Annotated in this window: 17 protein-coding genes; 4 read left to right on the top strand and 13 right to left on the bottom strand. The window is 65.7% G+C overall.

Annotation, left to right across the window (positions count from 1 at the left end; genetic code table 11):
• Positions 1-23: 23 nt before the first annotated feature.
• A complete protein-coding gene (locus LD110_RS12750) occupies positions 24-404 on the bottom strand; it encodes a RidA family protein (RefSeq protein ID WP_225499194.1) in 381 nt (126 codons plus the stop codon).
• Between the two features lie 18 nt (positions 405-422).
• Positions 423-950, bottom strand: coding sequence for a GNAT family N-acetyltransferase (locus tag LD110_RS12745; RefSeq protein WP_225499193.1), 528 nt, complete (start codon positions 948-950; stop codon positions 423-425).
• Positions 951-1,630: 680 nt separating this feature from the next.
• Between LD110_RS12745 and LD110_RS12740 the strand changes: the two genes are divergently transcribed.
• The 4 genes from LD110_RS12740 to LD110_RS12725 are packed head-to-tail and all read left to right on the top strand — an operon-like array spanning position 1,631 to position 5,826.
• A complete protein-coding gene (locus LD110_RS12740) occupies positions 1,631-2,758 on the top strand; it encodes an ABC transporter substrate-binding protein (protein ID WP_225499192.1) in 1,128 nt (375 codons plus the stop codon).
• Complete coding sequence (locus LD110_RS12735) at positions 2,758-3,666, top strand: ABC transporter permease (RefSeq protein ID WP_225499191.1); 909 nt, start codon at positions 2,758-2,760, stop codon at positions 3,664-3,666. Before LD110_RS12740 ends, LD110_RS12735 begins: the two co-directional genes overlap by 1 nt.
• Positions 3,642-4,409 carry an ABC transporter ATP-binding protein gene (locus LD110_RS12730; RefSeq protein ID WP_225499190.1) on the top strand — a complete coding sequence of 256 codons (768 nt, stop codon included), beginning with the start codon at positions 3,642-3,644 and terminating at the stop codon, positions 4,407-4,409. The genes LD110_RS12735 and LD110_RS12730 overlap by 25 nt, the downstream gene beginning before the upstream one ends.
• 49 nt (positions 4,410-4,458) lie before the next feature.
• On the top strand, positions 4,459-5,826 hold the full coding sequence (locus LD110_RS12725) for an LLM class flavin-dependent oxidoreductase (protein ID WP_225499189.1): 1,368 nt from the start codon (positions 4,459-4,461) through the stop codon (positions 5,824-5,826).
• Positions 5,827-5,834: 8 nt separating this feature from the next.
• Here LD110_RS12725 and LD110_RS12720 read toward each other — a convergent pair whose 3' ends face one another.
• The 11 genes from LD110_RS12720 to LD110_RS12670 form a co-directional block, all read right to left on the bottom strand.
• The gene (locus LD110_RS12720) at positions 5,835-6,698 is read right to left on the bottom strand and encodes an inositol monophosphatase family protein (protein ID WP_225499188.1); all 864 of its coding nucleotides are present in this window, start codon (positions 6,696-6,698) and stop codon (positions 5,835-5,837) included.
• Positions 6,695-9,043: an NAD-dependent DNA ligase LigA gene (gene ligA, locus LD110_RS12715; RefSeq protein WP_225499187.1), complete on the bottom strand. Its 2,349-nt coding sequence runs from the start codon at positions 9,041-9,043 to the stop codon at positions 6,695-6,697. Before ligA ends, LD110_RS12720 begins: the two co-directional genes overlap by 4 nt.
• Before the next feature lie 38 nt (positions 9,044-9,081).
• Entirely contained in the window at positions 9,082-9,648 is a 567-nt protein-coding gene (locus LD110_RS12710; protein WP_225499186.1) for a hypothetical protein, read from the bottom strand.
• Between the two features lie 108 nt (positions 9,649-9,756).
• Positions 9,757-14,223 carry an FtsK/SpoIIIE domain-containing protein gene (locus tag LD110_RS12705; protein WP_225499185.1) on the bottom strand — a complete coding sequence of 1,489 codons (4,467 nt, stop codon included), beginning with the start codon at positions 14,221-14,223 and terminating at the stop codon, positions 9,757-9,759.
• Complete coding sequence (locus LD110_RS12700) at positions 14,220-14,924, bottom strand: hypothetical protein (RefSeq protein WP_225499184.1); 705 nt, start codon at positions 14,922-14,924, stop codon at positions 14,220-14,222. Before LD110_RS12700 ends, LD110_RS12705 begins: the two co-directional genes overlap by 4 nt.
• Positions 14,925-15,007: 83 nt before the next feature.
• Positions 15,008-16,765, bottom strand: a complete 1,758-nt coding sequence (locus tag LD110_RS12695; protein WP_225499183.1) for a serine/threonine-protein kinase — start codon at positions 16,763-16,765, stop codon at positions 15,008-15,010.
• The gene (locus tag LD110_RS12690; protein WP_225499182.1) at positions 16,762-18,408 is read right to left on the bottom strand and encodes an FHA domain-containing protein; all 1,647 of its coding nucleotides are present in this window, start codon (positions 18,406-18,408) and stop codon (positions 16,762-16,764) included. The genes LD110_RS12695 and LD110_RS12690 overlap by 4 nt, the downstream gene beginning before the upstream one ends.
• On the bottom strand, positions 18,395-19,345 hold the full coding sequence (locus tag LD110_RS12685; protein ID WP_225499181.1) for a PP2C family serine/threonine-protein phosphatase: 951 nt from the start codon (positions 19,343-19,345) through the stop codon (positions 18,395-18,397). Before LD110_RS12685 ends, LD110_RS12690 begins: the two co-directional genes overlap by 14 nt.
• Positions 19,342-20,682, bottom strand: coding sequence for an RDD family protein (locus tag LD110_RS12680; protein WP_225499180.1), 1,341 nt, complete (start codon positions 20,680-20,682; stop codon positions 19,342-19,344). The genes LD110_RS12685 and LD110_RS12680 overlap by 4 nt, the downstream gene beginning before the upstream one ends.
• On the bottom strand, positions 20,679-23,123 hold the full coding sequence (locus LD110_RS12675) for a transglutaminase family protein (protein ID WP_225499179.1): 2,445 nt from the start codon (positions 23,121-23,123) through the stop codon (positions 20,679-20,681). The genes LD110_RS12680 and LD110_RS12675 overlap by 4 nt, the downstream gene beginning before the upstream one ends.
• Positions 23,120-24,490 carry a DUF58 domain-containing protein gene (locus tag LD110_RS12670; protein ID WP_225499178.1) on the bottom strand — a complete coding sequence of 457 codons (1,371 nt, stop codon included), beginning with the start codon at positions 24,488-24,490 and terminating at the stop codon, positions 23,120-23,122. The genes LD110_RS12675 and LD110_RS12670 overlap by 4 nt, the downstream gene beginning before the upstream one ends.
• Positions 24,491-24,516: the final 26 nt, after the last annotated feature.

The following is a 24,516-nucleotide window of genomic DNA, read 5'->3' as shown; positions in this document are numbered from 1 at the left end:
CTGGTGGCTAGGCGCTCTGGTGGCTAGGCGCTTTTCTGGGCGACGAGTTCGATCTCCACCAGCATCTTTGGGTCGAGGAACGGCAGCACGTGCACTAGGGACAGCGTGGGGCGGATCTCGCCGAAGACTTCGCCGTGTGCCCGCCCGGCATCTTCCCACTTGCTGATGTCCGTCAGGTAAAGCTTGGACTGGACGACGTCCTCATAGGAGAAGCCCGCGTCTTTGAGGACCGTGTCGAGTTTCTCCAGGATGTACTTGGTCTGGCTATAGAAGTCGTCTCCCACAATGCCATCGGGGCCGGAGGCAGCCGTCGCCGAAATGTACAGGGTGTTGTCCACCTGGACCGCACGTGAGTAGCCGAGGGTCTGCTCCCAGGTGGAGCCGCTGCCGTAGATAGTGCGCATGGATAGCCTTTCGCTGGTTTACGTCGCCTCAACTGTAGGCGGCTGCAGCCCAAGCCGATAAACCAGCAGCTTTATGTCGGTTCCGGGGACAAACCAGTCCCGTTCCGGGGCGCGGTGGAAGCCCATCCTCTCGTATAGCGCGCGGGCGCCAGTCCAGCCGCTGCCCGTCGTCAAGACGACGGCGTGCACATCCGAGAGCGTCCGTGCGTGCCCGACGACGGCCTCCACCAAAGCCCGCCCCGCACCGCTGCGCTGGACGGCCGGATCCACCACAAGCATCCGGAATTCCAATTCGCCATCAAGGGCGATGTCCGCGAACGGTTCCCCCGCCAGGGCCAGCGTGACGGAGCCGATGATCTGTCCGGCTCGCTCAGCCACCCACACGAGCGCCTTTTCGGCTCGGTCCGCGACATTCTGAATGGCCAGCATGTAAGGGTGGCCGGGATCGTCGAAGTGTCCGGCTTCAAGATAGGAGTCCCGGGTAATGCGGGCGATGTCCTGGTAGTCATCTGGATGGGCGGGACGGATAACAATCTGCGGCTGCACCGGTCAATAGTAGTGGGCAGGCGCGGCGGGCCCAGGCAAAAGGGCCGAATCCGTGATGGAAGTATCACTTGCAGCCCCAATGCCAGCCCTGCGCGGTAACAAGCTAATTCGATGACGAGATGTGGCCCGGCATTGCTTTCCATGGCGTTTCATGTCTGCCGCATGGCGTTCTGTTGAGCCGGATTTCTGGCTTTTGAAGTGCTTCGTCACGATGCTGGCGCAGGGCAGTTGAGGCGTGCTTAGGTGGTGTCCACCCCCCGCTGACGGGGCTCCCCGCTGACGGGGAACAGAGACTGCACCAGCAGGAGACAGGAGGACCCAATGCCTGAGGCACACACCATGCGGAACGCCTACGCGCCCGCTCGCTCCTGCTGTCCCTGCCCGCCCGGCTGTTGACATCGCCGAGCTCCTGATGCCGCGCTGACAGCAGGACCGGATCGCACAGATCCCGCTCTGGGCCAGTGCGGCTGGCCGGACCGGTAGGCTGCTCGCGCCTCGGTCAGCCAGTCGCCGGACACGGGAATCCCTCACACTTAGTGCCGCCGGACAGCCTCCCCTTATCGGAGCACCTCCGGCCGCTTGCGGCGTCACCACTGTCGCCTACTCCCGCGCTTCCCCATGCCCGGGACTGAAGTTTCATGCCCTCGCAACGCAACGCAACTCATTCCTGAAAGGCAGCCATGTCCTTCGCTGCACACCGTATTCCAGCGGCTCACGCGGTCACCGAACTCAGCCGTCGTCGTGCCTTGGGCGCACTGCTGACCCTCCCCGCAATCGGCCTCCTGAGCGCTTGCTCCGGAGCGGCCACTGCCGGCGGTCCGCAGGCCAGCCAATCGGCTCCGGCGCCTTTGGCCTCCAGGGTTCCCGCAGGCACCACCATCAAGGTCGGAGATCCGAGTGTCCGCGTGGCCTTGGAACTGTCCGGGCTGATCGAGGAACTGAACTTCAACGTCGAGTTCGCCAACATCTCCGGCGGCCCGCAAACCACCGAAGCCTTCCGCGCCAATGCCCTGGACGCCGGCTCCGTAGCCGACATCCCGCCCATCCATGCCACTTGGACCGGGCTCGACGTGCGCATCATCGCCAGCGCCTACCGCAAGGACCCACTAAACCACCCACTCTACGAACTCGGCATCGCACCCGGAACGGGCATCACCTCGCTGGACGGACTCCGCGGAAAGAAAATCGCCTACAGCCCCGGACAGGCGCAGGGCGCACTGGTGCTGCGCATCCTGGAAAAGGCCGGCCTGCAGCAAAGCGACGTCAAACTGGTGGAACTGCCAAGCACGGGCGACGTCTACGCGACGTCGCTGGCCAGCAAACAAGTGGATGCCGCACCGCTGGGTGGCGTGCAAATCAAGCGGTACCTGGCCAAGTACAAGAACGAAGGGGCCACCACCCTGCGGCACGGACTCCGTGACGATCCCGGCCATCTATACTCCCCCGCCAAAATCCTGGCCGACCCGGCAAAGGCTGCTGCCCTCGCCGAGTACGTCCGCGTGTGGGGCAAGGCGCAGCGCTGGATCGAGGACCATCCCAAGGAATGGCTGGAGGGTTACTACATCAAGGACCAAGGCCTCTCAGCGGAGGACGGCCAGTACTTGATCGACGCAGCGGGCAAGAAGGACCTCCCGACATCCTGGTCAGAGGGCATCGAACGCCACCAGCAGACCATCGACCTGCTGTCCCGTGAGCAGAAGAAGCCCCGGCTGGAGGCCGCCTCACTGTACGACAAGCGCTTCGAGGCCATTGCCGGCACTGCCTTTGCCGCCGCAGCAGCGTCCCCCTCGGCGAAGGCGGGTGCCTAATGGCCGCCGGACGCACGGCCACAGCAGTTGCCTTCGGCCCCGGCGCGGTGCCCTATGCTGTGGAGCCAGCCGCCGTCGTCGAACCCCATTTGGACCCGGCCCTAGCCGGGTGCCCTAACGTCCGCCCAGTTGCCCGCCGGCTGGGACCCGGCCCGCGACGGCGGCTGGCCTGGCTCGCAGGGCCACTCGCCCTGCTGCTGCTGTGGACCGTATGCTCTGCCACTGGGCTGCTTGATCCGCGGATCCTGTCCGAGCCCTGGACAGTTTCCTCGACCGCGGGCGAACTGATCGCCGACGGACGCTTGCAGGAGAACCTCGCTATTTCGGCACAGCGAGCGTTCCTCGGCCTATTCTTCGGAATCCTGGCAGGCGCGCTCCTTGCCCTCGTGGCGGGTCTGAGCCGGATCGGCGAGGCATTGATCGATGGCCCCGTGCAGATCAAGCGCGCCATCCCCGGCCTGGCCCTGATACCGCTGCTCATTCTGTGGTTCGGCATCGACGAAACCATGAAGGTCCTCACCATCACGCTGGGTGTATTCGTCCCGATCTACCTTCAGACGCATGCCGGCCTGCGCGGGATCGACCTCCGCTACGTGGAACTCGCCCAAACGGTCGGCCTGAATCGCGCCTCATTCGTCCGCCGAGTGGTGCTGCCTGGTGCATTGCCCGGCTTCTTCCTAGGCCTCCGCTTCGCAGTTACCGGCGCCTGGGTGTCGCTTGTGGTGGTGGAACAGATCAATTCCACCAGCGGCATCGGCTACATGATGGAGCTCGCCCGTACGTATGGCCAGACCAACATCATCGTCCTCGGACTCGCCGTCTACGGCCTGCTGGGCCTGCTCTCCGACGCCGCAGTCCGCCTCCTCGAACGAAAGGCCCTCGCATGGCAGCGCACCCTGGCGGGCTGACCGCCGTCAACATTCCCTCCCCCACTGAACCCGCCGTTTCAGTGCGGGAACTCATCCGGAGTTTCGGCCCCAAGGGGGTCCTCAACGGCGTCGATCTGGACATCGCTCCCGGCGAATTCGTTGCCCTGTTGGGTCCGAGTGGCTGCGGAAAAAGCACCCTGCTGCGGGCCCTCGCCGGACTGGATCACGACGTGCGCGGCAGCGGCGTGATCAGCGTTCCGGAGCGCGTCTCCGTGGTCTTCCAGGATTCCCGCCTGTTGCCATGGGACACCGTGCTGGGCAACGTCACCTTAGGCCTGCGGGAGCACGACGCCGACGCGAAGGGTCGCCGCGCACTCGCCGAAGTAGGCCTCGCCGGACGGGAAAAGTCCTGGCCGCACCAGCTCTCTGGCGGGGAGCAGCAACGCGTGGCGCTGGCCAGGTCCCTGGTCCGGGATCCCCAACTTCTTCTGGCCGACGAGCCGTTTGGGGCGCTGGACGCGCTGACCCGGATCAGGATGCACGGACTCCTCCGCGAACTGGTCGCCACGCACCGCCCCGCCGTCCTGCTGGTCACCCACGACGTGGACGAAGCAATCGCATTGGCCGATCGGATTGTGGTTCTGGACCACGGTCGGGTGTCGACAGTGCGGAGCGTGACTGCCGATGTTCGATCCTCCGCTGACCCCGCAGGCCACGAAGTCCTTCGCCGCGAACTACTGACCGACCTCGGCGTCAACGCCCCAACGGCGCGAGCCAGCTAACGCTTCCGTCCACCCAACCCAGCTACACACGATTCCATTAGGAGCCACTATGAGCACACCGCAGCGCACCCTCCACCTCAACGCCTTCCTCATGAGCACCGGACACCACGAAGCCTCGTGGCGGCTGCCGGAGACCGACCCATATGCAAGCAGCAAAATCGAGCATTACAAGAAATTGGCCCGCACCGCAGAACGCGGCAAGCTGGACTCCATCTTCTTCGCTGATTCGCCCGTTCTGTTCGGCGAAGTAGGCCGCCGCCCCGCGGGGAAACTGGAACCCACCGTTCTCCTCACTGCCATCGCCGGCGCCACGGAACGCATTGGACTCATTGCCACGGCCTCCACCACGTACAACGAACCCTTCAACCTGGCAAGGCGATTTGCCTCCATTGACTGGGTGAGCGGCGGCCGGGCCGGTTGGAACGTGGTCACTACGGCAGGACCGGACGCCGCCCGCAACTTCGGCATCGAAGACCAGCCTGCCCACGCCGCACGATACGAACGTGCGGCGGAATTCATCGAAGTGGCGCAGAAACTCTGGGACAGCTGGGAGGACGACGCCATTCTGGCGGACAAATCCGAAGGTGTCTGGGGCGACTCCACGCGGATCCGCACCATCGACCACGAAGGGAAGCACTTCAAGGTCCGCGGTCCGCTCAATGTGCCCCGCACGCCACAGGGCCACCCGCTCATCGTCCAGGCCGGTTCTTCCGAGGACGGAAAGAACCTTGCTGCCCGCTACGCTGAGGCAGTCTTCACCGCGCACCAGACCTTGGCCGATGCCCAGGCCTTCTACACCGACCTCAAAGCGCGGACCGCCGCCGTAGGACGCGACCCGGAAAGTATCAAGATCCTGCCCGGCATCGTCCCGGTGATCGGTTCCACCGAGGCGGAAGCCCTCGAGCTTGAACAAGAGCTGGACAACCTGATCAAACCCGAATATGCCCGCATCCAGCTGGCCAAGACCCTGCGAGTGGACGCCGAAGAACTCCCCTTGGACCGCCAACTCCCCGAGGATCTTCCCAGCGAGGACGAGATTGAGGGCGCCAAGAGCCGCTATACCCTCATCGTTGAACTGGCGCGGCGGGAACAACTCACAGTGCGGCAGCTCATCGGCCGCCTGGGCGGCGGACGCGGCCACCGGACGTTCACCGGAACACCCGAGCAGGTGGCGGACGCTATCCAGGACTGGTTCTACGCCGGGGCAGCGGACGGCTTCAACATCATGCCCCCTGTCCTGCCTTCCGGCTTGGAATCGTTCGTGGACCACGTGGTCCCGATCCTGCAGGCCAGAGGTTTGTTCCGCACCGAGTACACCGGCCGTACCCTGCGTGAGCACTATGGCCTGGAACGGCCCGCCAACCGCTACGCCGGCACCGCAGGCCCTGCCCTCACGTCCATCGGTTCAGGCTTCTAGCGCGCAAACTAGTCGAGCGGGAACCGCCCCGAGAACTCAATGCCTGCGGCGCAGGTCCAGGCGGCGAGCCGTTCTGCGTCGCTGGGGCCGCCGTCGAGGGGGCTGGTCAGGTGCGGCCGACGCACCCAGCAACCAGCTTCCTCGGCGATCAGCGCACCGGCTGAGAAATCGTGCTCATTGAGTCCGCGTTCCCCGTAGGCGTCGTGGGTTCCGTCAGCAACCAGACAGAGGTCCAGGGCGGCCGAGCCAAGGCGGCGCATGTCGCCGAAGCCGTCCATAAGGCCGGGAAGGAACCGGGATTGTTCGGCCCTGATGCCCGGATCGTAGCTGAAGCCAGTGGCAAGCAGGGCAGACCCCGCGGCTCCGCGCCCAGGCTCGGGTCCGTCGAGGCGTCGCGGAGCCGACCTCCCGGCGTCCAGGCGCCAGGCGCCGCCTCCTCGAACGGCCCAGTACTCCCGGCGTAACGCCGGGGCGTTGACGACGCCGGCCAGCCAGCGCCCGTCGGCGTCGGCAACTGCCACACTGGTGGCGTAATAGACGATGTCGCGGATGAAGTTGGTGGTGCCGTCCAAGGGGTCGATGGACCAGCGGAACCCGCTGGGATCCTGTACCCGGGTGGTGCCTTCCTCTTCGCCAGTCACCACGTCAGCCGGACGTTCCGAGACCAGGACCTCCCTCACAGCTTTCTCCGCGGCAACGTCGAACTCTGTCACCCAGTCACTGCCCGAACTCTTGTTCTCCTGCGTCCCGTCACCGGCGAGGACGCCGCCGTCCCGGGTGGCCAGGACGGCGGCACCAGCCGCTGCAGCCCTCCGTGCGACGGCCAGGAGTTCGGCCAGGAAGTCGCCGTCGCTTGCGTTCGACGCGGTCATGAACCCGCCCCGGTTGTCTCTACCGCGTTTTCCGGCAACTCTTCGGCAGCCACTTCCTCCGCTTCCGGGACAGCGGGGCCCTGCCCGCCGCCAACCCCTGCCGGCCCATGGTCCAGGAGCGCCCGGAAGCCGTCCTCATCAAGCACCGTCAAGCCCAATTGCTCTGCTTTATCGAGCTTGGTGCCCGCGTTCTCGCCAGCGACAACGTAGCTGGTGTTCTTGGACACTGAGCCTGCCGCTTTGCCGCCTCGCGTGATGATGGCTTCCTTGGCCTCATCGCGGCTGAAGTTGGGCAGGGTACCCGTCACAACGACGGTGAGGCCCTCGAGGGTACGGGGTGTGGAACCATCGCGTTCATCCTTCATGCGGACGCCCGCTGCCTTCCAGGAGTCGACGATTTCCCGGTGCCAATCCTCGGCGAACCATTCCTTGAGCGCTGCGGCGATGGTCGGGCCAACCCCGTCAACGTGGGCCAACTCTTCCTGGCTGGCGGCCCGGATGGCGTCCATTGAACCGAAGGCCCTGGCGAGGGCACGGGAGGCGGTAGGACCTACGTGCCGGATGGAAAGGGCCACGAGGACACGCCAAAGCGGCTGGGTTTTGGCCTTCTGGACCTCAGCGAAGAGCTTCTCCGTGGACGCCGTGGGTTTGGAAGGGGTCTTGGCTGTGGGCTTGGTCCAGAAATAGGGAACCAGCTCCCATTGCCCTGTGCCAACGCCCTTGGAGCGCTTCTCCCGCCAAACTTTGACGTCGGCCAGCCTGTCACGCAGTTCACTGCCGGGGTAATCGGCGGCAAGCTCAAAGATGCGGGCTTCACTTTCCAATACACCGGGACCTTCCGGCTTAGGGTAGCCGCCGATGGAAGCCGGATCCGGTCCGGGGCCAGAGGTCAGCGCAACCGCCGCTTCCCAACCGAGCGCTTCGATGTCGAAGCCGCCCCGGCCAGCGAGGTGGAAGACCCGTTCCCTCATCTGTGACGGGCACGAGCGCGCATTGGGACAACGGATGTCCACGTCGCCCTCCTTGGCGGGTGCCAGGGGCGTTCCGCAGGAGGGGCAATCAGTGGGCATCACGAAGTCCCTGACCGGCGGTTCCTGCTGATCGCGCAGCGCCAGGACGGGGCCGACGATTTCCGGAATGACGTCTCCGGCCTTGCGCAGCACCACAATGTCGCCGATCTTGACGCCCTTGGCGCGGACCACGTCCTGGTTGTGCAGCGTAGCCATTTCCACCGTGGAGCCGGCAACCTTCACCGGCACCATCACGCCGAACGGCGTCACGCGGCCCGTCCTGCCGACGTTGACCTGGATGTCCAGGAGCTTCGTGTGGACTTCCTCCGGCGGGTACTTGAACGCCACCGCCCAGCGCGGAACCCGGCTGGTGTGCCCGAGGGCGCGCTGGGTGGCGAAGTCGTCCACCTTGACCACAATGCCGTCGATCTCGTGCATCAGGCTGTGCCGCTGTTCACCGTATTGCTCGATGAACTTCAGCACCTCCTCATAGGAGTCCAGGATTTTGAAGTACGGGCTGGTTGGCAGCCCCCACGACTTCAGGAGCTGGTAGGTCTCGGATTGGCTGGTAGTGGGCAGCCCCTCGCGGGCGCCGATGCCATGGACGAACATGCTCAGAGGACGCTTGGCCGTCTCCGCGGGGTCCTTCTGCCGAAGGGACCCGGCAGCGGCGTTGCGCGGATTCGCCAGCGGTGCTTTGCCTTCGGCAATGAGGGCCTCGTTGAACTCGTTGAAGGCCTTGGTGGGAATGTAGACCTCGCCGCGGATCTCCACTTCTTCCGGGTGGCTGTCCCCGGCGAGGCGCCTGGGGATGTCCTTGATGGTGAGGACGTTGTGCGTGATGTCCTCACCAACGTGCCCGTCACCCCGGGTGGCCGCCCGCACCAGCTCGCCGCGCCGGTACAACAGGTTTACGGCCAGGCCATCGATCTTGAGTTCGGTGAGCCAGCGGGCCTTGGGCTGCCCGACGGCGGCGACGCTCGCCTCTGCGCGCCGGATCCAGGCCTCCAACTCGTCGATGGAGAACACATCCTCCAGGCTGTACATCCGCTGGAGGTGCTCGACGGCGGCAAAGGCGGCAGAGACTTCACCGCCAACCTCCTGCGTAGGCGAGTCATTCGACACAAGCTCCGGGTAGAGCGCCTCGAATTCCTCAAGCCTGCGGTACAGCTGGTCGTACTCCGCATCGCTGACCGTGGGGGCGTCCTCCTGGTAGTACGCATAGCGATACTTCCGGACGAGGTCCGCGAGCTTGTCGTATTCCTCCCGAACGGCTTCCGACGGAATGCTTCCTGGCTCAAGCTGGGATGTGGCGGTGTTCTCTGTTGTGCTCACAGCACTATCTTGCCTTACCCCACTGACACAACAGCGGCCTAGTGCTGTGCCAGGCGGTTCCGGCTCCACAATGCAAACGCCAACCCCGCGAGGCCGATCAGCAGGACCCCACCCATGATCGCCATGAGTCCGCCCAGGTCCACGCCGCCGACATCCTTGGCGACGACGGCTGCCGCCTGGGTTGCCCGCTTGCTGCTCTCGACGGGCTTGTTCCAGTTGGGCTCGGAAGATGGCGCAGCGGACGCCGCGGCCATGCTCGGAATGGGCGTGACGGTGGAAGTCGAAGCAGCGGACGGTGACCCCGTCGTCGTCGGGCCGGGTTCAGCGGGCGCGGGGGCGGCGGTTGAGGCAGCCGGTGCCGGGGCTGCAGGTGGGGCTGGCGCCACGGGAGCCGGCTCCGGTGCGGGCGGCGTCGTGGGCCGCGCGGTGGTGGTGGGATCAGGCTTGGGCGAATCGCTTGGTTTGCTCGGGAACAGGCAGAGGGGCTGGCCCGGTGGACAGTCGTTTTCCGCGTGGGCAGCAAGGGCAGGGAAAGCTGCCAGGCAGATGGCCAGGAGTGTTACAGACAGCAACTTTGCAGGGCGGGTTGGGGTCCGGTGTGTCATTGGTACCTCCGCTGGGCCGGACGAACGCGGCCCGGGGTCGGGGACGTTTCAGGGATTTTCCTACAGCCCGGCAGCCGCCGCAAATTCGCAGCGGCTGCCGGACCCTGGTTAACCGCGGTTTTCCGGGGGCATGGCCACTTGGAGCTTGCGGACCTTGCCCCGGCCAACAGTGTAGCCGCGGCCTGGTATGAAGTCCGTGCTGATCTTGCCCAGGGACGTGCTCAGGAGGGAGTCACCCTCAATGTCACCGGGGTTCAGCAAGAGACCGCGGCGGCCGGACTTGAACGGCTGGGCGAGCGACCAGGCCTGCGACCAGGTTGACGATTCGGACTCGCCCACCACCCACTGGTCCGCCTTGATGGATGTTGTCACCAGGCGCTCGACCCCGGACTCTGCCAAGGTGTCCGTGAACTCGGTCAACCCTTCAATGAAGATGGCCAATTTGCCGGGGTTGTCCGTGGAGTAGTCCACCAGCTCGTCGATGGCTTCTTCCACCGCGTCCGGCCCCACCAAGGACCGGTTCCAGATCTTCAGGGCCGCAACCGAGGACCGCCGCGAGCCGATATAGATCAGCTCGGTAGCCGGGCTTGAACGGCGCAGCGCGTAGGCCATGGTCACCAGCGCAACCGTCCGGCCGGCTCCCGGCGGACCGGCCACCAGCAGAGGTCCCTTTGCTGTGATGGTGGCCGGATCCAGGCTCTCGTCGTCGACGCCGATAACCGGCAGTTCGCCGACTCCGGCCGGCAGGATGTCTAGGTCCACTTGCTCCGGCAGGCGCTGGATGGGCGGTGCGGCGTCCAGGCCTTGCCGATTCATGGCCTGGCTCAGCTTGGCTACCTCGCGTGCCTGCAGGGCCAGGTTCGGGTTGCCGCCAAGCACGGCGAGCTGCACTTCGTGGCTGCCCAGCAGGCCGCGCCCGGGAGGCGAGGCCGGGTTGAGCACGTCCTTGGGGACGTCCAGGGACATGTAGTCATCCTCGGAAGTCATCCTCAGGACCAGTCGCCGCTGGATGGAAGCCAGGAGCGACGGCGGCACGGAGTTGGGCCGGTCGCCGCTGACCACCAGGTGGATGCCAAGGGGACGGCCATCCGTGGCCAACTGCAGGAAGATATCCCACAGTGCAGACAGGCGGCTGTACTCATAAGCCTCGCGGAACGCTGACATGCCGTCCACCATCACAAAGATGCGCTTCTCATCCGGACGATTGGCGAGCTTCCGGTACTCGACGATAGTGGAAGCCCGCACCTCGGCGTAACGGGCAGAACGATCCTCGGCGATGTCGCTGAGCCAGCGCAGGAGGCGGCCAACGCGCTCCACATCGTCACCGCTGATCACCTCGCCCACGTGGGGCAGGCCCTCCAGCATCCTGAGCCCGGAGGAACCACAGTCGATGCCGTACACATGGACGGGACCGCCGCGTGGTGTCACGGCTGCAGCGATGGCGATACCACGCAGCGCCGCCGACTTACCGGAGCCACCCGTGCCGTAGACGGCCATGTTGCCGTCCTTGTCGGGCTCGTAGAACACCGTGGGCTGGTCCTGATGGGCAGGATCATCGGCAACACCAAGCAGGAGCCGCTCATCCGTGCGTGGGTTGGGCAGCTTGGAGAAGTCGTAGGTTGTGGCCAGTTCATTGAGCCATGGCTTCCGCGGCGGCTCGATGCCCAGTTGAACAGCGGCCTTGATGATGGTTCCGGTCATCCTGGCGATGTCGTTGGGTCCTGTGGGCTCCTCCTTGACCGCGTCAGCGGGGGTCGGTGCCTCCCAGCTCTGGCCGGGACCGAACGCCATCTCCACAATGTCAATGCGCGGACGCTGCGGCTTCTCCGTGGTCCATCCGCCCGCGTAACCGGTTTGGAACCCCTGGACGCGGCCCGGGCCTGTCTTGGCCGCGCCGCGACCAGGAATCGAGGGATCAAAGTAGGCCGCCGTCGGAACGCCCAGAATGTCTACGGCGTCGTCTTCATCGGCCATGCGCAAGGCGACGCGGAGGTTGGTGTTGGCACGCAGGCTGTCCTTGATGACACCTGCCGGGCGCTGGGTGGCAAGGATCAGGTGCAGGCCGAGCGAGCGGCCGCGGGCCGCCACGTCCACCACGCCGTCCACGAACTCCGGCACCTCGGTGGCGAGGGCGGCGAATTCGTCGACGATGATGATCAGGTACGGCGGCGCCTCAGGGTCCGCCTCACGCTGCAGGGCGAGGAGGTCCTTGGCCTTCTTCCGGTTGAGCAGGTGCTCACGATAATGCAGTTCAGCCCGCAGCGAGGTCAACGCACGGCGCACCAAATGGGGCGAAAGGTCGGTCACGAGGCCAACGGTGTGCGGAAGGTGGACGCAGTCAGCGAAGGCCGCGCCGCCCTTGTAGTCCACGAACAGGAAGCTCACCCGGTCCGGGCTGTAGGCGGACGCCATGCCCATGACCCAGGACTGCAGGAACTCCGACTTCCCGGCACCGGTAGTCCCACCCACCAAGGCGTGCGGTCCCTCGTTCTTCAGGTCCAGGTAGAACGGCTCCACACCCTTGGAACCCACCAGGGCGCGCAGGGTGCCATTGTCCTTGCGATTGGCGACCGCCGAGGCGAGGACGGAGTTGTTCTCCTGCCAACGCTCCGAGACAGCTTCCGGGGTGTCCAGGAACTGCGTGCCGATCAGGGTGGCGTAGGAAACTGCCCGGGGCAGGTCCGAGTCATCGTCCACCGGCTTGCCGACGTCCACCAACGGCGACATCATGCGTGCCAGCTGCATCGCGAGGCCAGCGTCAAGGGTCTCGCAGCTGACCGGGTAGCTGTGGCGGCCCAGGCGCACCTGGCCGGTGGTGGTTCCGTTGTCGCCGTCGACTGCCATAAAGTCCCGGCAGGCGGCCGGCAAGGCCTGGGTGTCCGCGGCTACCCACATCACGTGAACGCCGGAATCCGGTCCGCGTTCCACCAGGCGGGTGAGCCGGCCGCGGTCCACGGGCGCGTCATCTTCCACGATCACCAGCACCGACGGCAGCATGGGAGCCGCCACATCATCAGGCTTCTCAGTGGTGATCCCAGGGCGCGGCACCGGCCGCGGATCCTTTGCCGCCGCCTCGCGCTGGTCCACCAGGTCTTCGAGGCGGGACAGCAGGGACGACCCCGCGGAAGGTCCGGCGGCGAGATGGTCCCCGCCGCCGTTATTGTTACCGAGCGGGCTGTGGCCGGAGCCAACGTGCGGGAGCCACTGCAGCCAGTCCCAGCGCTTCCGGGACTGGGTCGATGCAAGGGCAGTGACAACAAGTTCAGCGGGTGAATGCAGGCCAACCGCCTGCAGGACCATGCCGCGTGCGACGTCGTCCACCAGGCCACGCGGACCGGCCACGCCAACCGACCCGGAGGCACGCAACTGGGACACGATGGGTACGCCGTCGATCATCCGGACCTGCTGGAGGCATTCCTGGATCTCCCGCATGTATTCGGGTTCGGTGTCATTGTTGCCGGGTTCCTCGAACTCGATCCGGGACAGTCCCATGCCCAGTCCAAAGCGGAGGCCCAGGAAACCCCCGTGCTCCGGCCGGTGGGTCCATAGCAGCGGGCCCAGCTTGTAGATGGCGTCCACCGTGTCACTCACGGAGGGCGCCTCCTGCAGGCGCACCGAGCGTTCAATGTTCTGCTTGGCAGTGATGTCTTCCCGGAACGCCTGCATTGCCTTGCGGAAGTGCTTGTGGCCTTCCTTGCGCTGCCGCCTGGACTGCATCTGGTGGTCCACGTAGTGCCCAATGATGAACAGCGGCATCATCATCATGAACACCACGGTGAGAATGTTCTGCGTGACGGCGAACATAATGCCGCCCATCAGCATCGGCGCCACGAGCATGACATAGGGAAACGGCTGGTGGTCGGGCCGCTTGGGACCGGCGGGCAGGACGCGCTTGGGCTCCTCGAAACGCGGAACCACACGCGGCGAACGGTTGAAGTCCACCAGGGGCGACGTCGGCATGGTCCCGTGGTTCCGTGACAGGGACACCACCCCCACGCTGGTGTCGCCCAGCGTGATGGTGTCCGACGACCCGAGCGTGGCACGCGTCACCGGAAGGCCGTCCATCAGGAGCCCGTTGGCGGAGTTCGTGTCAACGATCTCCACCGTCTCACCAACGGTGATCCGGGCATGCCGCTTGGAAGTGAGCGGGTCGCTCAGGCGGACGTCGACGTCCCGATCCCGGCCGATGTAGCTGGTGCCGGAAGGCAGTGAAAATTCGCGTCCGACGTCGGGCCCTGACAGCACGCGGAGCGTCGCCGCCGCGGGGCCGCGGTTTCCGTTTCCCGGCGTCGCGAACTGCTGGCTGACCTGGGTAAGCGAGACCGTGGAGCCGGGACGGAGCCCGGACTCCAGGAGGTTGTCGGCCGGGTTCAGGACGATCCCGGTCATACCGCCGGCGACGTACGCCTCATCGATGCGGAGGGACAGGTTCGACGGCGGTGCGGAGCCGCGTCGGGCCGGGTCCGCGGCCCACAGTTCGGTGGCGATGTCCGCTACCGTGGCGCGGCCGTCCACCGTTACGGCCAGGTCCTTGGCTTCAGCCGGCTCCCGGCGGAGTGTGAGGCGAAACTTCACGCTTCGTCGACCCCCCGCATCTTCTCCAGCAGGTGCAGGTCCTCCGGTGTAACCAGGTGCGAAGTAATGGCGTGTTCCACCAGCCGGGCACGTCGATTGGTGGCCAGCTTGCCGCCTCCCCCGCGCAGCCCCACGACGCCGACGCGATCGAGCTTGTCGCAGACATTGTCGAGCTTGCGGTTGAAGCGGGTGAGCGCCCAACCAAGGCGTTTTGCTGCCTCGGCCGAGGAGGGGATGGCGCTGAAACCGGTACCCTCGCGCCGCAGCATCGGCTCGGCCAAGGCGACGATCAGGGCCTTCTGCGAGTCGGTGAAGACAACGGGGCCGATGGTGGTGTCCCCGTCGGAGTCGTCCTCGCGGGCCTCCTGCCGGAACGACGGCGTCTTGAGGTGGACAGCGAACTCATAGGTGGTGGGGCCGGCCGTGAAGACGACGTTGGTGTGGCTGAACACCAGGGGAATCCGGGCGCCCGGAGCCAGCCAGGCCTGCATCCCCCCGGAACCGTCCGCGATGGTGGCGGACAGCATGCTGCCCACATTGCTGAGCCACCAGATTCCGTCGTAGCGGGCAATCTGGAGGAAACGGCGGTGCAGGTAGGGGTTGTCGTCAACCTCCAAATCGCCTTCGCGACCAATGTCGAATACATCTTCGTCAGACGGTTCGTACCACTCCCCGCAGAAATCAATGGCTAAATCACCCATGAGTTCCTCATCTCCCCCATAATGCTGAATGCTGTTGTCAATTCGCCTTTGTCACTGAGCCTTACGCCGGTGAGCTCCTTGTCTTATTTCGGCTTGCATGAAATTGAGGCCTCGCCTCCCGGGGAAGCCGTGCCGTCGGCGCGGACAATGATGACCTGGATGCACGTGGGCTCGGACGGGTTCTCGCTCACATCCACTTGCTTTAGGGGCGTGCTTGTGTAGGTTCCAGCGTCTCTTGCCGTCTTGACGCGCCACTTATACGTGTCTCCAGGCTTCTCGTCCGGATTCGACCACGTGAACTGAACCTTGGTGGGGGAAACGCTGTAATTGGCGATGAATACGACCTCCGGGACGTTGCCGCTGTCCAGCGCATCCGCCGGTGGCTTGCTGACCGTTTGGGTGGGTTTCGCCTTGGGCGGCGCACCAACCCCAAGCACAATACCGACGACGACGGCCACTACCAGGACTGCCGCGCCAACCGCAGCGAGTACGATCTGCCGCTTCCGGTGGTCGCGTGGTTCGGCTTGTTCCTCGTCTTGGTCCGGCGTCGGCCGGCTGACGGTCTGGTCCAGTTCAGGGCCACGTGACCGTGTGGCGAAAAGTTGCGCCTTCGGTTGCTCGGTTTTCTCCGCGGGCTTCGGTGCCGACGTGACGTCGGCGACGGGCGCTGTGGCGTGGCCTGCGGTTGCGGCCAGTGGGACACCTGCGGTGGTGCCGCCGGCAGCCTGGGCCGAGCGGAGCCTCGTGGCGTCATCTTCACCGGATGTTACGTCTGCCGGCGAAGCCTGTGCTTCCGTCGAAGGGGCCGGCGCTTCTGTCGAAGACCCATCCGGTGTCCAGCCACGGAGCACGGTGCCTACGCCGCGCCCGGTGGCGCCGGCACCGGCGTCGGGGTCGATTGCCGCGATGCTGCGGACCCGGGTTTCCTCTACCCCGTCATCCGGGTGCCGCTCATCTCCGTGGCTTGGTTCCTCCAACACCTCGAAAGGCGTAACGGAGAGGTTCAGCTCGGCCTGGATACGCTGCAAGGCCAGGGCGAAGGCATGTGCCGAGGAATAGCGCGACTCCGGGGTCTTGGCCATTGCCGTCGAAAGGGCAAGCTCCAGCGACTCCGGAACATCGGCGCGTCCCAGTCGCGGGAGCGGGCTGTTGGTGATCCGCGAAATCAGTTCGCGCTGGGAATTGTCCTGCCCCGGCATCACAAAAGGCGACCGTCCGGCGAGCAGGGTGTAAAGGGTGGCGCCGAGGGCCCACACATCCACCAATACGCCGTCGACGGGACCGCCCCGGAACTGTTCCGGCGGCGACCACGGAATGGACATCCCGGCCTCGTCGTCGGAGTCGTCACCGATGGTTCCGGAGATGCCAAAGTCCGTGAGCGCTGGCCGGTTGTAGTCGGTCACCAGGATGTTGGCCGGCTTGATGTCGCGGTGGGCAATACCGGCCCGGTGGGCGGTTTCGACGGCGGAAGAAACCTGGATGCCGATCGCCAGGACTTCGTCCACGCTGAAACGCTGACGCCGGTACCGAACGTCCAGGCTCGGCCGGGAGCAGTACTCCATGGCCAGGTAGGAATGGCCGTCCTCCGTGACTTCCGCCTCGTAGATCGTGACGATGTACGGGTGCGACGACAGCTGCGCCATCAGGTTAGCCTCGGACTCGAAGCGCCGCCGGGCACCCTCGGTCTTCAGTCCGGACAGCAACACCTTGACTGCGACTTTTCGCCGTGGCCTGTCCTGCTCGTACAGATACACATCTGAAAAGCCTCCCGAACCCAGCAGGCTTACATACTTGAAGCCGCGGATGTGCGGTGGCGGTGCGGGGGGACGCTTGGAACTCACGGAATCTCCTCGAAACGCAATGAAACGCCGTCGCCAAGCTCGGCAATGTCACCATCCAGCAGGATGGCCATTTCGCTCTGCGCCAGGCGACGCGGTGCTTGGCCCTCCCGGACCAGCACGGTGCCGTTGGTGGCCTTCAGGTCGCACAGCATGACGTGCCAGCCCTCCAGCCGGACCTCGACGTGCGAACGGGAGATATCCCCTCCCGGGCTGGCCACTTGGACGAGCTTGGGCATGGCCCCGCCCTGCACACGGGAAACGGACGGCTGCCGGCCAATAATCAGGGACTGGTCGAGGTCAATGACGTCTCCCGTGGACAGGCGAACTTTGCCTAGGCTCGGCCGCGACACCTGGACCGCATCGCCGGTCAGCGACTCGCCACACGCGGCGCACTGCGCATGGGTGGGCGGGTTGGCGTGGCCCCGCCCGCAGACGCGCCCCAGCACCAGGGGTCCTTTGGCCTTGGCGGCGGCGTTAGAACCCGACGGCGGTTCCTCCGGAGCCGCCGCTGGCCCGCCGCCGAGGGCCTCCGACAAGTCGCCGAGGCTGCCCTTCATGACGGTCTGGCCGTCGTGGTCCGGGTCCGCTGCGATCTCCACCGGATTCGCCGGCGTTGTCTGGCCGGAATGGGAAGCTTCACCGGGGGCGCTGTCCGCCGGGCTTCCGGGAAAAGGGCGGCCCCACGGCACTGAATCGATCAGTCCGGAGCCGCCGATGATCCCTCCGGTCGGGACGCGGTCCTGTCCGGGACGCTGTTCGGCCGGGTTGTTTGGACTGGCCGGCCGACCCAGTCCTCCACCGGGCAGCAATGATGGCGGTGTCCAGGGAAGCTCAGGCGAGTGGGCAGCAGGTTCGGGGTGGTGGACATTGTCGGCTGCAGTTGAGTCCCCGGTCCCGCCTGCACCGTCTCCGCTCTCTTCAGTTTCAGCATTAGTTTCAGGGTCAGATTCAGCGTTCGGGTCAACGCGGACGGCAGCATCCTCGATGCTCCGCATCACTGTCTTGTCCCACAGGTGGTCGTAGTTGCTGGTGAACTCCAGGGCGGCCGCTGGTGCCGAAGTATCCGTCGCTGGAACAGAGTCGGGCGAATCGCCCAGCTGCGACGGCATAATGGTGAGCTCCAGATCCGCGCCGTCTTCCTCACCAGGAACGTCATAGTGGAGCACGGTCTCCGCAGGGGCCTGGTGGGTAGCCGACACCGCCTGTCCGACGCCAAGGCCAGAGAGCATCACCACGCCCTCGCCAAGAGGCAGCCCTACACGTCCGTCGCCGTCGCGGGCGGCAGGGATGCCCAGCAAGTACGACTCGGGATTGTCGAAGCGGCGCTCCGTCCACGTGGTCACGTCGCGGCCGTGAACCGTCTCGACTTTTCCTGCGGTGGTGACGGCAAGCTCCAGGTCCCCGCGCAGGAAAACACGAAGTGCCGATGTGGCGTCGATGATCCCAAAGGGCGGAATCCGCGACAACGAGACACCAAAGCCGTCCGTGACCTCGTGCAGGACCTCGTGGGCTTCGGTGTGCCGGGCCAAAAGCTCCCAAACGGCCGCCACCAAAGCCGGGTCCGTCTCTGGAGACAACAGCACCGCCGTGCCGCTACGAACCACGCCAAACCACGCACCTGGCGTGTAGCTAATTTCCTTCATGGCCATCCGCATTCGGCTCCGACTCCAGCGGTGAGGTTTCGCGGAGGGTGATGTCGGGCGGCTCGATGGTGACCGTTGCCGCGGTTGCCTCGGCACGCGGGAGGGTATCCTCTTCCGCTTCCTCGGAGCCGGGGCGCGGAGCGGTGGTTGCCACGCCGGCGTCGTTCAGGACGTTTTTCGCGTCCACCACAATGGCTGTGACGTTGTCCCGACCGCCGCCGCGCAGGGCAGCCTGGATCAGGGCATCCACGGCATCCTGCGGGTGGGCGACTGTGCTGAGGATCCGGAGCATGTGCTCATCGCTCAGCTCCCCGTTGAGCCCGTCGGAGCACACAAGGATCCGGTCGCCTTCCTCAATCGGCAGCAGCCAGAAGTCCGCGTCGGTTTCATCACCTGTCCCCAAGGCCCGGGTCACCACGTGGCGGCGGGGATGCACGGCCGCTTCATCCGGGGTGATATCCCCCGAGTCCACAAGTTCCTGGACCTCGGAGTGGTCAACGCTGATCTGGGTGAACTCGCCTTGGCTAAGCCGGTAGGTCCGGGAATCCCCCACGTTCATCACCAGCCAGTAGGGAATCCCCAGCTGTTCCACCACTACGACGCCGGACAGCGTCGTTCCGGCCCGTGCACCAGTTGCTTCCCGGATTTGGTGGTCGGCATCCAACAGGCACCGCTGCAGCTCGGGCGCGGTGGCGGACCGCAGACCCGTCGCAAGTGCGGGCGCGGAACCCAAGGCACGTACGCACATCCCGGAGGCAATTTCCCCGGCCTCGTGGCCGCCCATTCCATCCGCGACCGCAAACACCGGATCGGAGGCGATGAAGGAGTCCTCGTTGAGTTCGCGCCGGAGGCCGCGGTCCGTCCCGTAGCCGTAGCTCAGCTGGAAACCGGGGCCGCCTGTTGCGTCTGGCGTTGCGTCGGCAGGTTGTGCGTTCATGCCTGTCCTACGTGGAAGGTGCGGTCGCCGAAGTGCACGGCGGACCCTGGACGTACAAAGACGGCATGGCCGGGGTAAAGCCTGGTTTGGGCACCGTCTGGGGTGGTTACGGCGCTGCCGTTGGTGGAATTGCGGTCCGTTATCCAAATACCATCCGCTTCCCTTTTGAGGTGCAGGTGGGTCTTGGAGATGGACCGGCCAGGATCGGACACCGGAACCAACTGGTCCACGGCTTCGCCGGGCTGTGCGGCGGGATTGCGTCCCAGCAGGGCGGTATGGCGAAGCTCAACGTCCTGGCCGTCGTCGATGGTAATGCGGAGCACAGGGTGCTGTTCAGCCCCGGGCGCCGGGGCGTCCGAGCGCAACCGTGTGAGTTCGACGGCGTCGTCAGGATGGGAGGTAACAGCCAGCGGCTGCCCGCCCAAGCCGCCCAAGGGATCAATAACGGCAGGCCGGGAGGCCGCCGAACCCGGCAGCGGCGAGGCCACAGCCTGGACGGGAGGCAGGTCTACCGGCGCGAAGCTGTAGGGTCCTTGGATGCCGCCTGTCAGTACCGGATTGCGTCCGGCGTTGACGTCGAAGGCCAGGGTCTTGGCGGCTTTGTCGTGCCAGCCACGCTGCTTGCCGTTGCGGTCCCACGCCGAGGAAACAACCACTACGATGGCCCACGCTACGCCCAGGAGCATTAGCGGTCCGACAACCAGCGGCGCCACGGCTAACCAGCCAAACGCCCCCATCAACACCGCTGCGAGCACGGCCAGAATCAAACCCGCCCCGGTCACCAGGCCACGAAGGAACACGGCACCTCCACCCGGCGCATAACCATCGGGGTCGGTGCTACGGATTCCCATGACCTGGTTACCGATGGTGTTGCCCTTGCGTGCTTCGATGGCCAGCAGCACGATGGCGTAGACCAAGGTGGCGCCGCTGGCGGTTCCGCCTAGGAGAAACAGCAACGCCGTGTCATAGACGATAAATCCGTTGCTGCGGGTCTGGGTGATGCTCCCAAAGCCAATGCTGAAGGCCGCCGCCAGCACAACGGCAGGGCCCAGCCAGTCGAGGATGGCTGCACCCAGCCGCTTCCCTGCCGACGCGGGAACAAGTTCAAGTGTGGCCATCGTGGTCCCTCCCCCTTGCACGTGGTGACCATGCGGTACCCCTTGACCGATGGCGCCGGCCTCGGGCGATAGGGCGATCCTACCGAGTTCCGCATCGCGGGGCTTCACGCCGCCGCGGGCAGCACGGTTGTTGAGGGGCGTTCCGCAGTGTGTGCAGAAAACAGCACCGGCCCGCACTGCCTGGTGGCAGCGCGGGCATCGTTCCGCGTGGTTGGTCATGATTGCGGGCGGTTCCTTCTGTCGTGTTCAGCGCGCGCAAGGCGCTGCCTGCGCAGTGCGTTGCGGCCTTCCGCCACCAGGGACCGCGGGGAGAAACGGGCCTGCTGCTGTTTCCAGAAGCCGACGCTTCCCGTCATGTCCTTCAGCGACGCATCCACAACCTCCCAATACGCCCTTACTTCCTCTTCGCTGGGCTGGCCTTCACCAAAGATCGCGGCGTCGGCCCGGCGTGCCAGGGTGGTGGTGCCGGCGCTGCTCGCCGGGAAAGCCTCTGCGATGACGACGGCGGTCTCACGCCGGGTCGCGCGGCCGTCAATCGCCGCGCCCATGTCAGTGGCGAGACTGATCACCTCGTTCCATCCTCCCCCGACCCGCTGGGCAGGTTCGCCGCCCAGCAGGCGGCCCTTCCGCCGTCGGGCCTTGAGGAAGGCGATCAGCAGCAGTGGCAGCGCGAGAATCAGCAACGGAAGAAGCGCCGTCCCGATGGCGCCCAGCAACGGCCCCCAGAAGAGCCATGGGTTGTCCTTCTTCTGGTCTGCATCGAGGGCATCCGGTGAAGAGTCCGGCGGCAGCTCAGCCGGCTCCTGCGGAGGGGGCGGCGGCTGCAACACCTGCGGCCTGGGCTTGGACTTGTTCTGCGGGTCCGGCGGAATGGGTATGTTGTCCTTGGGCGGTGTCGGATTGAACGGCACCCAGCCGGCGCGGTCGAAGGCCACCTCAACCCAGGCGTGGACATCCTTACCCGTGATCTTGACTTCGCCGGCCCCGTTCTCCGGGCTCTTGGGATCTGGGTAGAAGCCCATCACCACGCGCGACGGAATACCGAGGTGGCGCAGCATCAGGGACATCGCCACGGCGTACTGTTCGTCGTCACCCAGCATTTGCTTGGCGGACAGCAGGCTCCGAATGCGGGCGGCTCCGTGGCCGGGGAGGCTGGGCAGCTGGCCGTCGGACACCAGTCCGTTGCTGAACGCACCGGTCTTCTGGAAATGGGCTTCAAGCTGCCGCACCTGGTCTATGGCGCTCGGTGCGTCGGCCGTCAGTTCGTTCGCCTGCGACGCCACAATTGGCGGCACTTCCTCGGCTGCAGGCATGGACAGCGGCGCAAAGCCGTATTGGGCCAACTGGCCGTCCTCGAGTGTCCCCGGATCGGAGACCTGGACGGAGTAGCTGTCCCCCTTGGACAGTCCCTTGGTGGTGACAGCCGTGTCCGTTCCGGGGTTGAAGTACAGGCCGCCGGCCGCATCCGTTCCCGGCGTGAAGCTGATCCCCGTGGTGCGCCGGCCACCGGGGACAAAGAAGCCCTGGTAGTCGTCGATTGTCACGTTCAGCGTGTAATTCCTGCCCTCTGCTCCCCCTGCGGAATCAGCCAAGGTATTCAGTGAATGTGCATCGCCCACTTTGTTGAAATTGCCGGAACCGTTGGGGTCCATTGTGTAATTGATGCCGTTGTAGGCGTCCAAGGCAGCGAGCCGCACGCGACCGTCCTTGGGGAGGCCCTTCACGCTGAACAGCGTGTTGTCCTTCTTGTCCTTGACGAAGTCGCGGAAGCTCGCCAGCGGTGTGATGTAGTCCTTGGGGTCGAAAGGCGGGACGATGCTTGTGCGGAGCACTTTGCGGTCGTCTCCGGAGCTGACCAGCGGCGATGCGACGGCGGTGACGACGACGGCTGCCGCGATGACTCCCGCGGCCAGGCCGAGCCGACGGATGCGCGCCCTCCTTGCGGTGCCGGCGTCGGACATGGGCCTGTTCGCCGAGATCGTCTTGGTGTCCCTGCGGCGCAGTGCGTCGCGCCTAAAAGTAGCCCAGGCGATGGCCGAAATGGCTAGGGCGGTGCCGCGTTCGACATTGAGGAAACCGGCACTGGTGCTGAAGGCGATGCCGGTGACAAACAGCACCAGCACGGGCAGCAGGGGCCAGTAGGGGCTCTTCAGCCGCCAAGCGAGGAGTCCTGCCGTCAATGCCGTCAGCAATGAACTCAGGAACGGTACGATCAGCATGCCCCCGGCCGTACCAACTGGTACGCCAACCGTGAGCATGTCCTTCCACGAGAAAACGATGCCAAGCAGCAGCGTGCGCAGCGAATCAAGGCTCGGCAGCACCACCGCCACCGCGGCATCCGGAACAGCCAGGGCCGTGCCAAGGACAAGGTAGGCACCCAGTGTTGCCGCCGAGGTGAACAGGAGTCCCAGTCGGAAGTGTGCGTTTGCCGCCGAGATCCCGAGGCCGAGCACAATGCCGCCAAGGCCTGCGGTGAGGTAGTAGGGGTCGCCGCCGAAACTGAGGCTGAAGCCCAGGACGCCAAGGCCCAGGAGGAACAGCATCGCCAACGCGTCAACAATTGTGTGCCACGCGGGCCTGCCATCCAGGAAAGGCGAGGCCTCCGGGCGCGTGCGGCGGCCAGCGTCGCGTGGGCGCGTGGGTGCGGACGTGTTGCTCATGCGGCCGCCTTTCGAAGCACCAGGCCAAGGTCATCCAGCTCACCCAGAGTGAGGACGGTCAGGTCTGCGATTGCTGCGCGGGAGGCCGCGGAGCCAAGCTGCACACGGATGGCAAGGCTGCGGACGCCCGGCGGAACGGACGCCGCCGCGCTCCGCAACTGGGTGGCGGTGACGTGGCTGCCGACGATGAAGAAGACCACCGAGGCGTTGGGGACAATGTCAGGAAGGGTCCTCGCAAGGTCGACGGCGGTCTTCCGCAGCGGCGTGCCTTCGATGCGGGTGAAGTCGTCCAGGAGCGTACGTCCCGTTTCGCAACGCAGCGGACCGCCCTGGGTGATGACGTCCAGTTCGCGCTGTTCCACGATGGCCTGGCGTCCGATCGACGCGGCCACCGAGATGGCGGTTTCGAACTCCGCTTCCGATTCGTACTCGTCGGTGTTTATGGAGAGTGAAATGGCGATGTGCGCCCGGCGGGTCTCCTCGAATTGGCGGACCATCAGCTTGTTCGTTCGAGCCGTCGTTTTCCAGTGGATGTGGCGGCGGTCATCGCCGGGGACATAGTCCCGCAGGGCGTGGAAGGACACGTCCGCGCTGGACAGCTCGGTTGTCGGCATGCCTTCCAGGTCGCGAATAAAACCTGATGCCGAGCCCGCCAGGGCCACAGTCCGCGGGTGGACATAGAGGTCCTGGGGCCCGGTCCAGAGGACCCGGCGCCGCAGCAGGTGCAACGGGTCCGCCCGCACCGAGCGGACGGGTCCGACGACGATAACGGCCCGACGCGCGGTGGGGATCGTGAACAGGTCCTCGTGGGTCTGGCCGGGCTTCATGCGTGGCAGGTGGAAGATGGCCGTGGCAGCACCCACAGGCAGTTCCACGGAGGCCGGAAGCAGGGGCCTGGTGGCGGTGTTGGTGACGGCGATGCTGCCCACGGCATCATCCCCCACGGCCACACGGGAGCGGGCCAGGTCCAGGACCACTCCGTAGGACGAGCGTCCGACGATAAACGCTACCGCGCACAGGACAAGGACGAAGGCCACAATGGACGCGGACGTGGCTTCCTGCCAGCCCCACAGCCGTCCGGTGACCCACAGCAGCACGGCTGCGGCGATGACCGCCCAACCGAGAATGCTGACTACCGACAGAACCGGCCAAACGTGCCGGAGCCATAGTTGCCTGGCCTTGCCGAGGGTTGGCCCCACGAGTTCACCCGCCGCGGCGCTGGCTTCGCCCCAGACGGCGGCAGGATGGAGTTTGGGTGGAAGGGCTTGGAGTCCCGGCAGCTTGAGGCCTGCCGTCCGGTTACGGGCGGCGGCTACCGGGCGTTTGAAGAGTTCAGCAGCCCGTTTCAAGGGATTGCTGGGCGACATGTAAAGAAACCTTTGGCTCGAAGACC

This window comes from Arthrobacter sp. M4 (genome assembly GCF_020251205.1).
Lineage (GTDB): Bacteria > Actinomycetota > Actinomycetes > Actinomycetales > Micrococcaceae > Arthrobacter.
Note: the sequence above shows the minus strand (reverse complement) of the source record. Positions and strands in the feature narration are given on the sequence as shown.